The sequence below is a fragment of the Terricaulis silvestris genome (assembly GCF_009792355.1).
Taxonomy (GTDB): domain Bacteria; phylum Pseudomonadota; class Alphaproteobacteria; order Caulobacterales; family Aquidulcibacteraceae; genus Vitreimonas; species Vitreimonas silvestris.
The window spans coordinates 1,723,518-1,739,174 of the sequence record NZ_CP047045.1 but is presented as its reverse complement, the minus strand read 5'-3'; the positions used below and the strand labels follow the sequence as shown (position 1 = coordinate 1,739,174).

Sequence of the window (15,657 nt, the reverse complement as noted above, 5' to 3'; positions counted from 1 at the left end):
CGTTCCTAGTAAGCCGGCCTTCGCGCGGCGCGGCCAGTCAGGTGACGCTCGATCTCATCAGCCGCCAGCTCCTGAACGCGGATCGCCGAGCCTGCGGAATACCAAGCCACGTGCGGCGAGAGGATTAGATTTGGACAGGTTCTGAGCGGTGAATCTTGCGCCAGAGGCTCCGTTTGGAACACATCAAGCGCCGCACCCGCGATAAGGCCCTGGTCGAGGGCGTCGGCGAGGGCGATTGGGTCAACCAGGGGGCCGCGCGCTGTGTTCACAATAAAGGCGTCCCGCTTCATCGAAGCCAGACGCTTTGCGTTGACCACGTGGCGGGTCTCGTCGGTCAGCGGACTATGGAGCGTCAGCACATCGGCGCGTTTGAACACCGTGTCGAGATCGACCGCTTCGACGCCGAGTTCGGCAAGCTCAACCTTGTCCGCAAATGGATCATAGGCAACCGCCTTGAAACCGAAGGGCGCCAGACGCGCATAAACCCCGCGCCCAATCCGCCCAAAGCCGACAAAACCAACAACCGATTCCGAATAGGCCTTCATCGGCCGCGCGACGCCGACCGGATCCCACCTTCCGGCACGAACGGATTGATCGAGCGCGATGATCTTTCGGCTCGCCGCCAAGATGAGTGCGGCCGTGTGATCGGCCACTTCGCCGGTGGCGTAGTCGGGCACGTAGGCGACCGGCACGCCGCGGGCCTGGGCGGCTTTGAGATCGATATTGTCGAGGCCGATGCCGTAGCGGACGATCGCGGCGCCATCATTGAGCTTTGCAATGGCGTCTGCGCCCACTTGGGCGAACTGGACCACCAACACATCGACGCCCTGGGCAGCCGCCGCCACCTCCTCGGCGCCCTTGCATTGGCACACGTGAAAAGAGGCGCCGTGGCGCGCCGCCACTGCTTTCTCGTGGTCAAACGACGGGAAGGTGGCGTCTGTCACCAGGATTTTGCGCAAGTCTTTAACTCTCATATCTAAGGTGCAAGGCCTCGCCCTGGATGACAGGCGGGACTAGACTATGCCCACAAAGTGCGGACCAACAGAGCAATATGCCATCTAAGATATCAGTCAAGCCACGGGACAAGGGTCGAAAGCCAGTGGCGCCATTTGCCCCGGCCCCGGCCTTGCCCGTTGTGCAGCAGGTCGAGCGCGCTCGGACACTATCGGCGGTGATCGCCGACCGGCTGCGCACGGGCATCATCGACGGCTCCTACCCATTGGGCGAGCTGCTCAGCGAAAAGTCCCTGGCCCTGACCTTCGGCGTCAGTAAATCGCCTGTGCGGGAGGCGCTCCTGCAGCTTCAGGCGATTGGGCTTGTGCAGATCCTGCCCCAACGGGGCGGCCTTGTGTTCAAGCCGGACGCTGAGCAAGTGCGAGAACTCTGCGAAGTGCGCCTCGAACTTGAACAAGCGGGGCTCCGCTTTTCGATGCAGCGTGATCGCGCCCAGCTGGCCGCACTTCTGGCGAGTATCGTCGACGACATGCGCGTCTGCTTCGACTTAAAGAAGCCCGTGGCCTACCAGCAATTGGACAACTCGTTCCACAATTCGTTCTTCGTCTATTGCGGCAATTCGTTGCTGGCGAAGGCCTATGAAGCGATTAATCCGCGCGTTGCTGCCCTCCGCACTCATCTTTCAACACCTGAGCCCTACTTGCTGAAGCGCTCGCTCGAAGAGCACGGGCTCATGGTCGATCTCGTTAAGAATAACGACCTCGGCACCGCGCTCCAGTTGCTGCGCGAACACATCTCCCGCACCCAGGAGGTACACTCGCGCGCGGTGGGCGATGCCAAGTTTGGTTCGGGTAAGCGGCCTCGACGCCGGCGCGCAGGCGCTTAGACAACGTGAACTCCGCTCACCACCAAGGGTTCTCGGGAAGCTCGATCGCTTCGTGCCATGCGGGCGCACCGCGAGTTCGCATGCGTCGACGATAGAGGCGCCCATCGCCACCTGCGACATAGAGTGAACCAAAATCCGCGTCCGCAAATGAAAGCGCACGCACTACTCCACCCGGTGCTGGAATTATGGCCCGCGTTCGCCCATTGCGATCAAGCACTTGGACACCCAGTCGCGTCGCCGCATAGAGATAACCGAAGCGATCCATCGCCATATCAGTCACGCTGGCGTTCTCGCCATCGCCGCCGATGTCGAACAAATAAAACCGCATTCGGTGTGCTACGCCGCCGTCCGGCGTGATCGCATAATTATAGCCCCAGGGTGAATGCCGCTGGGCCACTGCAAGCCAAAACCCGTCAGGTGATATCGCAATGGCCGAAGGATCATCTAGTTCATCATCAAGCAAGACGCGCACGCCGCTGGCGCGCAGTAGCCAGAGCCTTCCGCTATGGTCGCGAGTCCGTGGTTCAAGAGCATAAGCATCGCCTTCCGCGGTGACGACGAACCGCGTTGCGGCAATCCGCGCTAGATCTTCACGGGGGCTACCGCTGACATCGTAGCGCGTTAGGCCGCCCGCCGATGCTACGCTCAAACGTGAATCCGACCCATACGCCAATGCATGGCCCCCCCGCGCGGACATTGGTTCGCGCCGCAGATCTGTTTGACTTACGCGCCAAATACTCGCTCCGTCACTCATCGCCAGATCGCCAGAGGGCGCCACGGCAAGCGCGACGGCAGCGCCATAGTCTCCTTGGACCATTTCCCAGGCTTCATCAGGCGCCAATATCTCTCCCAACGCGACATTGCGCGAAGGTCGAGCTTCTATTGGCATCGGGTAATCGCGCCACAGGAAGCGCATGACTTCCGGGAAGATGTTGGTGGCGTGACGGCCGCTATGCCCACCGTCACCCCAGACGTGGGCGACGTCATAGCCGGCGAATTCCAGGGCGCTCAGCATCATGACATTGCTTAGATGCCACTGCCCCATCTCTCCTAGGAGCGTATCCAGATTGTCATTCGTCCCGTCCTGCAAGAATACGCGGATCGGCTTCGGCTCTGTCTTCCGGATCAGCGAGGGATACACGTCGCCGCCGCGGAGATCCACGAAACTTCCGACCGCTGAGAAGACCCGTCGAAACGCGTCTGGGCGCTCCCAGGCCAAAGTGAACGCCGCGATGCCGCCGGAGCTTCCGCCAACTGCCGCGCGGTCGTTTGGGTCTCGCGAAAGTACGATGGGCAAGCCTGCGACCGTGCGGCGCCGTTCGACTTCTGGCAACACTTCCTCAAGGATGAACCGAGCCATATCGCCGTTCAAGGTGTCGTAGCCGAGACTGCGATCATGGCGGCCGGCGTTTTCGAGCGGCGCAGGCGTGGTTCCGTGTCTGATGCCGATCACAACGGTCACCGGCATCTCGCCGCGATGAATCAGATTGTCGACCACTACGGGCGCTTCAAAGCCGATCCCGTCGAACATGATCATCACGCAGGCCGGGTGCTCTGCCCGATATTGCGCCGGAATGTAGACTTCCACGCGCCTGAGCGAACCTGGATAAAACCGCGACGAACCGAGGCTGAACTCCAACCACTCGCCTTCGGGGACGTTGGGCTGGCGGAGGGAGTTTTGGCCGAGCGCAGGTTGATCATCACGATGGACCGACATCTGCTGCGCCGATGCATTACAATTCGCACAGTCCCATCCTGCGAATAAGAAACATATGAGCAGGCAGAGCTTCCGCACCGTCCCTCCAAAACTTTTCAACGGAACGCCAATCCCGATTCTAAATGGCTTCCAGCACCAAAACCCAATCTTGCGGGAATGGCGGCCGCTCAGGGCGGTAGGCATCCAACAAGATGTCTTTGTTCCGGCCATAGGCGTCCCAGTTCTTCCCTCGTAGCGCGCCACGATATGTCCCTCGCGCATCGTAGAGTTCGCGATCAAGCGTTTCGTCGCTATCGCGAACCGCGCAGCGGCGCACTTCAAACTTGGTGAAGCATTGACTCTGGTCATCCGATGCGAGCAACCCTACTCGTCCCGGTTTGAACGCAGGGGCCACATCGCTTGGGGCATGGAGCGGTGCAATGTCGACAATAGGCGAAGTCGCTATCTCCCGCTCATCGACTAGCGAGACAATCGCTGAATTGCCTTTCACCTCAACGCAAAGGCGCGCGCGCGCATCGACCTTAAAAGGAATAGGTGTGCGGCCAAGCAATCCACTGTCCGTTCCATCCCGGCGAACAACGACGCCTATCGATTGTGTTCGAGCATAGTAGGTCGCGACAGTGTAGTTGTCCGAATCTCGGTAGCGAAGAACCAAGCCCACATCCGCGTTCGTTTCCGCCTCGACCGACACCAAGGCATCGGTTTCCCACACGTTACGAAGTACAAGCAGTGTCTTCTCACGCGTTAGAAGTCCGCGGGCGGTGCATTCACTGCGCCCAAGGGCGTGGTCCCAGTTTACGGACCCCGCTTCAAACGTGTCCGTGTGCACGACCTCTCCGGCCTTTCCTGCCTCCACCTTCCCTAAGTCCACCTTTACGCCCAGCGTGGGTTCCCAATAATAGGCACGATAAACAATGCCAGGCTCGAGCTTGAGCACGGTTGGACTTCCGACGCCGGGGAAACCGGTCGATGGGATATAGATGATGCGAAGCGTGCCAGGAATTCCTGCCGCGTATGGCAAGCGGAAATCCGCATCGCGCGTTTGCCACGCGCCACTCGGGAATTCCCGATCGAGCGCTTCTGGACGTTTGCCTAGTGATCCAATGAGATCGATGTCGAAGCCGCCGACTTCGCTCTGCGGGTCGAGAAAAGTCGGACCGCCGGGAGAGATCCAATCTGGACGAGGCTCAAGGCGCTGCCATGGATATCCTTGCAGCAATGCCGCGGCGATGCCCAATTGGTTGGAGGCGGGAAAATTCATCGCCTCGTCCCATCGCAAAAACGAGAAGCGGATACGGTGGAATGGCTTATCGACATCGTATGCGAGACCAGTGATCGCGTTGCCGTAGGCGAAGCCCGCCGCCCCGTTCAGCATGGCCAGCCAAAATGCCATGCGCTGGAGGTCCTCGTAATGATGGCCGCCCAACGTCTCCCACCCGACTTCACCGACGATGAGCGGCTTTTTCACATGCGTTCGCGCGTAGTGCATGTTGAGCTGCACTATCTCGGCGCGAATGCTTGCCCATCCCGAATGGCTTGGCTGGAAGAGATCAAAGTCGCTCAGCGACTCGTCTGTTATCGCAGTGTCCATGGAGGGCGGTAGCTCGTGCACCGCGAGCGGATGATGATAAGGGTCTGTCTCCCGGATATAGCGGACCAGATCGGTCCAGCCGACAACGCCCCTTCGTGGGTCATTGACGTTGTCGTAGACCTCGCCGCCGGCTACCCAGAAGACTGGGTAAGCCCCATAGCGCGCGATGATGTAGCGCCAGAACTTCTTTGCTGTCTCAAGGCCCATCTGCGCCAGCGCTTGGCGCCAGGCGCCGAAAATAACGGGCGCGATCTCGGCCTCCACCAGATGCGCGATGCGCCGGTCCGCGTAGTCGAAAAACGCCGGGTTCAAACGCTCAAACCCAGCGTCCCACGCTCTGCCGCCTTCATTGCAAAAGCCCGGATCGAACGGGGCGTCTTCCTCGTTCGATACTGTCATCACCGCGATGTGAACGGCGGAATATCCCTTCGCCTTGCGATCGGCGGTGAGCGTCTGAAACGCTTCCCAGGAGAGACGATCCGAAAGTCCGGTGTACCAGGTGTCACCCAACCAGTAGAACGGCGTGCCGTCCCGGTGCTCAAAAAATCGCCCGCTCGCGCTCACGCGAAACGGCCCGCGTTTCAACAACCTGTTGGGGCCTTCATACGCGTCGACCTCCACGATCTGGTCAGATTGGTTGAGGTCCCCATTTTTGAGATCGCTGCATTGGATGCGGTACGAGTAGCGTCCCGCGGACGGGGGCGCGAACCGCACGCCCCAGCGATTTGCCCCACGCCAAAAGGCGGGCACGCGCCAGCTTTGTGTTCCGTCAGTGAAGTGAACATCAAGGTCGACGTCGCGGAACGGGTTCTCGTAGCTCTTGGCTGACTCAAAAGTGGCTTCAAACATTGTGTCCGCCTTGCGCTTTACGCGTCATGCTTTGGCGCCCCCACCCGGGCGACGTCGTCAGTGCGCTTCGCCGGGCGCGCACGCCATCGCGTAAGCGTCACTAATGCCGCTAATCAGGAAGCTGTAGCCCGCATTTGTGTGGGCATAGGGCGCGCCGCTCGTCACCGACGTGATCATCTGTCCGTCATCGCTCCAGACCCGTTCCACGCGTGGCGAGGCCCCAGCTGGGTTGAGCCTTACAATCTGCGCCGGCGCGCGCGGCTGGTTTGGCTTGAGCACGTATTCTAAATTGCTCAGCATATGCGGCAGCGCCGTCACGAACACCGCGCCATCTGGCGCGACGAACACCTTATCGGGGGCGCCGGGCACCGGCACGTACTCGCGGAACGTGAGCCCGTTCGTGGCTGCGTCGCGGTCAAAAATCGCAACGCGCATTGGGTAAGTCTGCGTAATGTAGACTTCTTCACCGTTGGGTGAGATCGCAACACCATTTGGATATGTCACCTCCGTGGCTAACGTCTGAAATTGTGCGCCATCGTAGAACAACACGGTGCCGGAGGCGTCGAGGCCAAGCAGAATGCGCCACCTATTTTGCGGCGAGTCAAATCCCGTCATCCGCGAAGAATTGACATAGTAGAATTGCCGGGGACCCACTGCGACCAAGTCGTCGGCGGCGAACAGTTCAGGGCCTCCGACGCGGTCGACAAGCGAGAGCCCCCCCGCTTCGTCAACATCGAAAATGACAACCAAAGGCCCATCGGCCGTGACATCAAGAACAAAAAGGCGCCGACTGCCATCGGGTCCAACATAGAGCGACGCCGACAACGGCTTCATCGTGACGTCGGCGGGCGTCACGTTCCTCGCGACGAGAGTTTCGAGATCAAGAAGATAGATTCCATTCTGGCGAGGATCGGCGGTCGTATCGAAAAAGTTCGCGGCAGGTAAAAACGCGCGGCGTAAATCCCAATCCACTGCGGCCTTCGCACTCGGCGGCATGCCGCTGATGCGCTGGCAGGCAAAACGTGTGTCAGCAGGTATGTGCTCAAACTGACCGAATTTCGCGGCGAGGAAGACTTCAACACCGCCGAGCGAGAGCAATGCAGTGAGACCAATCACCACCGCGCCCCATAGCATTCGAGACACCCAGGCCGGGAAGCGCCGTCCCCGCGTCATCACGCCCTTGTTCATGAACGCTCCACACAATCTGGTGCGCCCCGTGTCTGTGTCGTCGCTGGCCGGCCTCGGTTCTGCCGAAGGCCGCCTGCAGAGGCGCAGGTCGCACATGGCATGTTAGTCACGGCCCGCCCCTTCTAGCGCCGCTTTGCTCTCTAATCGACGCAGCCGCCGGCGCTCATTCTGCATGAGCAAGAGTATCGCCCCGGCCCCTGCCATGCCGGCGCAGGCCAGGAGACCCGCCGCATAAGATTGTGTCCGGTCGGCCAGAGCCCCGATCACAATGGGGCCGAAAAAGGCGCCGAGCGTTCCGACAAGATTGATGAGTGAAACACCGGCCGCAGCGCCGTAACCGCGCAGAAACGTCGTGGGCAGCGTCCAGAACGGGGAATAGTAACCCAACATGCCAATCATCAAGACAGCAAGCGGCACAAGCGCCCATGGCGAAGGCAGAAGAAGCGAAACCCCTATCAACCCTATGCACATCACAACACAGGCCCCGGCCGCCACCTGCGCGCGATCGTGATGTTTGTCGGTAAGGTATCCCCAAAGCGGGAGGAAACACACCGAAAGAAGCGCAGGCGCAGTGTTCACCCAGCCGATCTGCGTCGGCGCAAACCCCATCGATCCAATGACCAGCGGCGTAAACGCGGTTGTGCCTGCGATTGCTGAACCCGCAAGGACATTGATGAGCAGCAACGGCCAAATACGCGCATTGCTAAATGCGCTCCACAACCCGTCGCTTTGACGCTCCTCCCCCGACTTAACCTGAGCGCTGAGCCAATCCTTCTCGGGAGCTGCCATCCACTTGGTGTCTTCAAGTGTGTCGGGCAACGCAAACAGAACGATGAGCGCGAGCATGATTGTCGGCAGTCCTTCGACGACAAAGAGCCACTGCCATCCTGCAAAGCCGCCAACACCATCGAGAGACATCAACACGCTGGCGAAGGGCCCGCCCAAGATCGTCGTAAGCCCCATTGCAAAAAACATTATCGAAAACGCGCGACCGCGTACGTTCTCGGGAAACCAACGGCCGATGTAGATGACGAGGCCGGGATTTGCCCCAGCCTCGGCAGCGCCTAACAGGAACCTCACCACTGCAAGCTCGTGGGGGGTCGAAACAAACGCCGTCGCCGCCGACAACGCACCCCAAACAATCATGATCAGACTTAGCCAGCGCCGTGCGCCAATGCGTTGAAACATCAACGTGCTCGGGACGCCGAACAGGACATAGCCCAGCGCGAACGCCCCCGAGGCCCAACCCAGACCCGTATTCGTCATCGAAAGGTCGTGGAGCATCGTCACCGCGCCGTAGGCGATGTTGCTCCGGTCGAGCGCGCTGAAGAAAACGATGAGGCAGACCAGCGGCAAGACGCGCCACGTGATCGCGCGGATTACGCGATCCTCGAGCATGCGGCCTTGATGTTCTGAGTTACGTATCATCAGTATCCCTCGGCGCGCAGGCAAGCATGTGGCGGTCAGAAATGCTCCCGACCAGATACCCACGACGCCCGTTTGCTTCATAAGGCGCGCCAATGGTGACAGTGGTGATCGCGCACCCGTCATCGCTCCAGACGCGGCGCGCATGAGCTGGGCTTTCGCTGGCGAACACTCTGGGCGTGCGGAAGTGTGACGTCATCCGCTTCAGCCGAGTTCGAGTTCGAGTTCGAGGTCGACGCGTTGCGCATTGAACGAATAGTGCGGCATGTAGCGGGCAATCACTTCGGCGCCGAACTTGGTCGCACCTACCATGTCGCTGGCGCGCCTCATCTCAAGCAGACGATTCGCGTCGTCGGCCGGTATGTCGGTGACGCCCTGGAAATCGCCCCAGACCAGCCAGAATGACTTGCCGTCGGCCGCGATCCATTTGGGCGCGATTTGCGGCTGGTAGCCTCGCGCCTTCGTGTCGCCGCCTGGCGCCCAGGCCTTTTCCTCATGGACTTGCGTCCAGGGCCCCCACGGATTGGGAGCGGTCCAGAAGCCGAAATAGCTGGGCTTGCCAAACCAGTTGCCGTCGGGGGCCGAGCCGATGCCGTAATTGGCCATCATGTAGAGGCCGAGGGGCTCATTGTAAGCAAGGCTCGGTTGCCAGGCATGCGCGAACTTTTTCGTGTTCACCCATCCGCTAGGAAAGCGATGTACCGGCTTACGCGCGTCGAATTCGCTCGCCCAGCTGGCCGCGCCCTCGCTATCCACGCCGGTGCAATATTCATACGCTGAACGATCAAGCAGACGGTCGCGCTCCACTCTGAACATCACGAGCTCATTCATCGTTCCTTCGAGATTGCCGTTAGGCCCGTAAACGTAAATGTACCCATCGCGATTAGCTTCGTAGTTGCGTCCCATCTGAAGGATACTGAGGAGACAGAAGGCATCCTGGGGTTCGTTGAAGAATGCCATCGTATCGCGATTGCGCTCCTCCCAGCGCTCCCAATGCACCGGCGACGAACCGTCTTGATTGCACCAGGTTCGTCCATTGTCCGGCGAATAGATGAGCTTGGCGCCGACAAAACCAGTACCCGCCGCGGTGTCGCCCGAACCGCCCACGAACTGGTTGTTTAACGTATTCAAGAACTGAAATACCTTGCCGTCGAGCGCGAGTGTCCCGAACCCGTAATAGCGCGGCGCGTCGGTCGCGGGCTCGAGCAAAGGATAGCCCGCCACTTCCTGAAACACTGGTGTTTCCGGTCCCCCGTTGATCTCAAGCAGGCGGCTGTTGAATGTGTGCCTGGGATCTTCGGCGATGCCGTAGCCATCGCAGAGCGCCGCCAATTGCCGATCATCGGCAGTCCAGCTCATGTGCAGACAATCGCCCACAACATTGGTGCGCACGATCGTCTCGTCTCGAAAAATCAATCGCCGCACACGGATCGGGTCTCGTGGCTGATGCTTAGGCATGGGTCGAATATTGGCTTTCTGCATTGGGTTTCACGACACCCCACAAGCAGCGGCCAGGTGCGCGCCAAGGCCATCGCGCAGCGCAAGCACGTCAACACTGGACAGGATGAAACGATAGCCTCGTTCTTTGAGCGCATCGAGCCCGGCGCCGGCATAGGCGCCCGTCCCCAGCACAAGATGCGCGCGCTTGGCGGCGCCCTCGATTGCGGTCACGGCCTCCAAATAGGCCAGCGTGCTTTTCTCGCATCCCAGATCCGACGACAAATCATGCGGGCCAATGACGAAGCCACCGAGGCCGAGCGTGTTCGCAATCGCTTCAATGTCGTTGACCGCTTCGCGGCTCTCAATCATTGCAAGCAACAATGGTTCAGCGCGCTCGCCCTCCGCGCCTAAGCCATAGCGTGACGCGCGCGCCCCGCTCCCGGTCGAAGAGCGTGTCCCGCGCGGTCCATGCGTCGCGGCAGCGACAAACGCCTTCGCTTCTTGCGTATTACGAACATTCGGCATGAGAATGGCGTCCGCGCCGAGGTCGAGATAGCGACCGACGGCGTGCAGGTCATGCGGCCGCACGCGCACGGCCGAGAACGCCGGTGTCGCAGAGATGACCTGAAGGCAGGAGAGATGCGCTCCAGCATCAATAAGCCCGTGTTCGCAATCCAGGATGACGAAATCAAAGCCAACCAGGATCGCAAGCTCGCTGATCGCAGAGCTGGGCATTGTCTGCAGCACGCCATGGACGTGCCCGCCAGCGCGAAGGCGCGAAAGCGCGCTTGCCGTCGAAGGAGGGCTCATGTTGCTTCTCCCGGCGCCGCGGCGCGGTAACAACTCAACGCAAGCCAAAAAGCAAGCGCGCTGAGTGGAGCAAAAACAAGCGCGACGATGGCGATCGAATAAGACAGCGCGCTATCGGCGCCGAAGACATAGTCGGTGATCAAGGCCACTAAGGTCGGACCAAAGCCGATGCCCAGGAGATTGTTGACAAAGAGCGCCACCGCGGACACCTGCGCGCGCATTTGATTGGGCGTCGCAAGCTGAAACGCCGTCGGCGTAACGGACCCGACAACGAAAAGCACAAATGTGAGCAACGCCAGGAGCACGAGCGCCAATGATGACGACTGAACAAGGGGCATGGACACAGCAATTGGCGCGCTCGCGCACGTAGCGACAACGACAACCCAAAGCGCGCCTTCCCGAATCCCCCTCCCCCTCAAATGATCAGCGATCCATCCCCCGCCGATCGCGCCCAATGGCCCCAGTGTCAGCAAGAAAGCGCCGTACCAATATCCAATTGAACTCGCATCCCAGCCATGCGCGCGCATAAACATGGTAGGCGTCCAGATAAGGATCGCGTTCTTCATCAAAGAGATGAGCGCAAAGCCGCCGAACAAGGGAAGATAGAGCCGCCAGTTGCGCCCAAGATAGCGGGCGGCGTTCGGCCCGATCTTGCGCCCTTCGCGCTGTGCGGGCGCTGGTTGCAAAGGCTCGCGCACCCGCTTGGGCTCTCTGACCGTCAGCGCCAGAAGCGCAACGACAAGGCCAGGGATAGCGACAATTACGAACACGAGTTGCCATGGCTTGAGCGCGCCGACGAGCGGCACGCTGATGCTGGGGAGCGTCGCTGTCGCCGCGATCACCGCTCCGCCCACGACGAGCGCGACACCTGAACCAACAGCGCCGCCCGCCATGTAGACACCCATCGGACGGCCCAGCTTATCGGGGGGAAAATAGTCACCCATCAACGAATAGGCAGATGGTGTAAGTGACGCTTCGCCGACGCCCACGCCGACGCGCGCCCAGAACATTTGCCAAAACGTCTGTGACAAGCCACAGAGCGCGGTCATCACACTCCAAAACGCCGCGCCAGCGGCAATGAGCCAGCGCCGGCTATGATGGTCACCGACCCAGGCCAAGGGAATTCCAGCGAAGGTATAAAGTAGCGCGAATGCAAAGCCGCCCAGCAAACTCACTTGCGTGTCGCTGATGGCTAGATCGGCGCGGATAGGTTCGATCAGCAACGATAGAATCTGCCGATCGACAAACGAAACAATGTAGGCTGTCGTCAACACAGCGACGGCCCACCACGCAGCACGCGCTGGCGGCCAAGTCTGCGTCCACCCTTGGCTCGCATTGACCGTCGCCTGAGCGCCCATTGCCCGTGCCTTGCTCGCGCATTCAGGCGCCGCACGCAGAGGCCATACCTCTACCAGTGCGACGCCCGTCGTAGTCTCGTTCAACCCGACTGGTTTCAGAACGATTTGCGCAACGTTACACCCCACTCGGCTGGGCGCGCGTATTGTGAGACGGCGACACCAAAGGCAGCCCGGAAATCAATGCCGTTAAGGATGTATTCTTCGTCCGTGAGATTCGTGCCAAATATCGCTAACGACCAACCACCAGGCTCATAATTGTACGTAAGCCGCGCGTTGAGCAGGCCATAGGCCGGTTGGCGCAGCAGCGGATTGTTCGTAATCTCATGTTCAATCGCCGTTCGATAACTGTAATCGACCCGCGCTGTCAGCTCAGAGTCCTCGCTCAAGTGAAAGGCATACTCTGCCCCCGCTGACGCCGTCCATTCTGGCGTTTCAACCAGATGCTTGTCCGCCGTTAGCCCCGTAGCCACCGTGACCAGAGGATCGACCTCACTATACGCGGCATCGAGGTAACCGACTGAAAGGTTGAGTGTGAGGTCCTCAACTGGGACAGCTTCAACCTCCAACTCTGCGCCACTAATTTCTGCAGCCGCCGCGTTGCCGATTACAGCTATGAAGGTCCCGTCGCTCAAAACTATGCGTTGCCGGAACTGCATATCCTGAAAGTCACTCTGGAACAAAGCCGCGTTCAGCCGCAGACGGTTATCAAACCACTCCGACTTCAGCCCAACTTCGTAGGTCCATAAAAACTCAGGATCAAATGGTGCGAACGCAAGACCCGAACCAATCGAATTTACCCCGCCGCTCTTATAGCCTCTCGCGGCCGAGACATAAGTCATGACGTCATCGTTCCACCGATACTCCAGACCCGCCCGGCCGGTTAGAGCGTCCCAACTAAAGGTATCAGCTGCGTGAAACGGACCAGCAGCCGTCACCTCGTCTTCGGTATAGCGAAGCCCGCCTGTAACACTCAATTGGTCGGTGAGTGCGAATGTGCCCTGGCCGTAAACAGCGCGCGAGACGTTCTCGCCAACTTGCCCACCTGCAGGATTCCAGTTTGGCGCCGTCGGCGATCCGGGTGTTACGGTCGCTCCGGGATTCGCAGTGCTTGCCGATGGACGTAAACTGAATGCTTCATCCTTGTAATAGAAGACGCCCAACACCGTGTGCAATCGCTCGTCAAAGGACTCCCCCGTCAGCAGAAACTCTTGTGAACTCTGCGATTGCTCGGTCTCTTGCCACGAATGCAAAATCTGCCAGGGCGTGCCGTCGACATCGATCTCATAGCGTGTTTGCACCTCGCGGTGGCTGCTAATGGACCTGAGAGTCCAATGCTCGTTGAGGTCCAAAGTCGCAACGAGACTTGCGCCAAAGGAATCAAGATCATTTGTGTTCGGACCGTTAGAATAGTTCGTCAACGGATCATTCGAGATGTAGGCGGGGTTCAGACCAGGAGACGCGAAAAACGCTCCCGGATTCATAGCAATGATATGATATGGAGGCACTCCACCGCGCGAACGCGTAGCGTCCACCGAGATTTGGAATTCAAGATCGTCCGTCGGCGTCACCAAGAATTGCACGCGGCCCGACGTCGCCTCTACGTCTCCGAGTTCCGCAATAGTGTCGCCAGTGGTTAGGTCCAAGCTCTGCCCGTAACCCGACTGATTCCGAGAGGCGATACCCACTCTCGCGGCGAACTCGCCGGGAATGATCGGAATGTTGAGGTTGGCTCGCGCATCCAGCCGATCAAAGCTGCCTGCGGTGAGCGAGAAGTCACCTTCAAACTCGTCACTCGGCCGCCGCGAAACAATGTTGATCGCACCGCCCGTCGTGTTGCGCCCAAACAAAGTGCCCTGCGGACCGCGCAACACCTCCATTCGTTCTGCGCCAACGAGGTCGAGATCGAGACCGCGCATAACGCCGATATAGACGCCGTCAACATACACACCGACGCCTGGACTGAACTCTACACCGCTGTCGTTGTTGCCCACGCCGCGCAAGTAGATGACGTTACCGCTCGCCCCGGACGATGGTGCATTCGAGAACTGCAAGTTCGGAACGAACTGAGAAAACGCTTGCAAACCCTCGGTCGAGCGTTCTTCGATGTCGTCGCCACTAAATACGCTGACTGAAATCGGCACGTCTTGGAGATTCTGTTCGTAACGCTGTGCGGTTACGACGATCTCTTCAACGCGGGAGTCGTCGTCCTGCGGCTCCTCTTGAGCCAGCGCGACGCCGGGCAAGAACAGTGCGGCGCCAGCAAGCAGCGCTGCGCGCGCCGTGCGGTTGCGGCTGAACACACTTCTGGTATCGAACGCTCGCGACTTCATAATTCCTCCCCCTTGGTGCGCGAAACTGCATGGCCTCGCGTGTTGGGGCAGGCGCGCCGAATATCTGCGAACGCGCCAACCCGTCGCCTCTGCGCAATCCCTTACGTAGCGCGACGGGGAACATTCACCTGCTTGTAATAACCCGTCCAATAGCGATTGGCTATTTTGGCATAATTCAAAGATATGAGCTGTCAGCCTGCATCCTTGCTCTTCGCGCGGGCCTTAGAGGTGGGCGCAAGCTCGTCGATGGCGAAGCGGTAGAATGCCTCGGCAAGCTGCGAACCGCGCTTTTTTTTGGCGATCGCGAGCGTCTTGGAGAAAGTTGGCTTCAACGCCTTATAGACAACGCCCGCCTTTGGATTGCCCCGGGCATAATCCGGTAAGAGCGCGCAGCCCGCGCCCATAGCGACGAAATTGATCGCGGAGAGCAATGTCTCTAGTTCGTGCGCCACGTTCATGGTGGCGCCCTCATTGAGGAAGAGTTGTTCAATCTGGTGATAGGTTTCTGGGTCTTGTGCGCGCGCAAACAAAATGAGCGGCTCGCGTGATAGGTCGCGTATGGCCACAACAGCCGATTTGGCCAGCCGATGTTCTGCGGGCACCGCCACCATCAAAGGCTCTTGGGTGAGCGGCTGCACGTCAAACTCATCACTTGGGATAGGCAGCCAGACCAGGCTGACATCGAGCTCGTCGCGCCGGAGCGCCTCGATTTGCTCGACCACTTTGAGCGCTTTGAAGGCGACGTGAACACCGGGACGCCGCGCCAAGAACGCCGGCAACACGCGCGGAAAAACACGAAATTCGGCCGCCGTTGCATATCCAATTGAGAGATTGCCCAATTCGCCGTTGGCGGCGCGACGCGCCAAGGCGACGCTATGACTTGCCTGCGCCAGCATTTGCCGCGCCTGCTCTAAAAACACCTTGCCCGCCTCGGTCAAGGTTACGCTTCGCCCCTCCCGCGAAACCAATTCGGCGCCCACCTCGATCTCGAGTTTTCTGATCTGGACGCTGAGCGCCGGTTGCGCGATCCGCAGCCGCGCAGCGGCGCGGGTAAAGCTCAATTCCTCGGCCAGGGCGGCGAAATAGCGTAAGTGGCGAAGCTCCATGCT

11 protein-coding genes are annotated in these 15,657 nt (G+C 59.8%); 1 reads left to right on the top strand and 10 read right to left on the bottom strand.

What is annotated here, in order from left to right:
* Positions 1-5 precede the first annotated feature (5 nt).
* Complete coding sequence (locus DSM104635_RS08775; protein WP_158765838.1) at positions 6-974, bottom strand: C-terminal binding protein; 969 nt, start codon at positions 972-974, stop codon at positions 6-8.
* A 125-nt stretch (positions 975-1,099) separates the two neighbouring features.
* Here DSM104635_RS08775 and DSM104635_RS08770 point away from each other — a divergent pair, with 125 nt between their 5' ends.
* Positions 1,100-1,840 carry a GntR family transcriptional regulator gene (locus tag DSM104635_RS08770; RefSeq protein ID WP_158765837.1) on the top strand — a complete coding sequence of 247 codons (741 nt, stop codon included), beginning with the start codon at positions 1,100-1,102 and terminating at the stop codon, positions 1,838-1,840.
* Between the two features lie 16 nt (positions 1,841-1,856).
* Here the strand turns inward: DSM104635_RS08770 and DSM104635_RS08765 are convergent, their stop codons facing one another.
* The 9 genes from DSM104635_RS08765 to DSM104635_RS08725 form a co-directional block, all read right to left on the bottom strand.
* The gene (locus DSM104635_RS08765) at positions 1,857-3,557 is read right to left on the bottom strand and encodes an alpha/beta hydrolase-fold protein (RefSeq protein WP_158765836.1); all 1,701 of its coding nucleotides are present in this window, start codon (positions 3,555-3,557) and stop codon (positions 1,857-1,859) included.
* 118 nt (positions 3,558-3,675) lie between these two features.
* Positions 3,676-5,997: a DUF5060 domain-containing protein gene (locus DSM104635_RS08760; RefSeq protein ID WP_158765835.1), complete on the bottom strand. Its 2,322-nt coding sequence runs from the start codon at positions 5,995-5,997 to the stop codon at positions 3,676-3,678.
* A 57-nt stretch (positions 5,998-6,054) separates the two neighbouring features.
* On the bottom strand, positions 6,055-7,185 hold the full coding sequence (locus DSM104635_RS08755) for an SMP-30/gluconolactonase/LRE family protein (RefSeq protein WP_158765834.1): 1,131 nt from the start codon (positions 7,183-7,185) through the stop codon (positions 6,055-6,057).
* Positions 7,186-7,287: 102 nt separating this feature from the next.
* Complete coding sequence (locus DSM104635_RS08750; RefSeq protein WP_158765833.1) at positions 7,288-8,583, bottom strand: MFS transporter; 1,296 nt, start codon at positions 8,581-8,583, stop codon at positions 7,288-7,290.
* Positions 8,584-8,814: 231 nt separating this feature from the next.
* Positions 8,815-10,068, bottom strand: coding sequence for a glycoside hydrolase family 183 protein (locus DSM104635_RS08745; protein ID WP_228445985.1), 1,254 nt, complete (start codon positions 10,066-10,068; stop codon positions 8,815-8,817).
* 30 nt (positions 10,069-10,098) lie between these two features.
* Positions 10,099-10,860 carry an HpcH/HpaI aldolase family protein gene (locus DSM104635_RS08740; RefSeq protein WP_158765832.1) on the bottom strand — a complete coding sequence of 254 codons (762 nt, stop codon included), beginning with the start codon at positions 10,858-10,860 and terminating at the stop codon, positions 10,099-10,101.
* Positions 10,857-12,218, bottom strand: a complete 1,362-nt coding sequence (locus DSM104635_RS08735) for a spinster family MFS transporter (protein WP_158765831.1) — start codon at positions 12,216-12,218, stop codon at positions 10,857-10,859. Before DSM104635_RS08735 ends, DSM104635_RS08740 begins: the two co-directional genes overlap by 4 nt.
* A gap of 95 nt (positions 12,219-12,313) precedes the next feature.
* Positions 12,314-14,548, bottom strand: a complete 2,235-nt coding sequence (locus tag DSM104635_RS08730) for a TonB-dependent receptor (protein ID WP_158765830.1) — start codon at positions 14,546-14,548, stop codon at positions 12,314-12,316.
* A 191-nt stretch (positions 14,549-14,739) separates the two neighbouring features.
* Positions 14,740-15,654 (bottom strand): LysR substrate-binding domain-containing protein, encoded by a 915-nt coding sequence (locus tag DSM104635_RS08725; RefSeq protein WP_158765829.1) that lies wholly within the window; start codon positions 15,652-15,654, stop codon positions 14,740-14,742.
* Between the last annotated feature and the right edge of the window lie 3 nt (positions 15,655-15,657).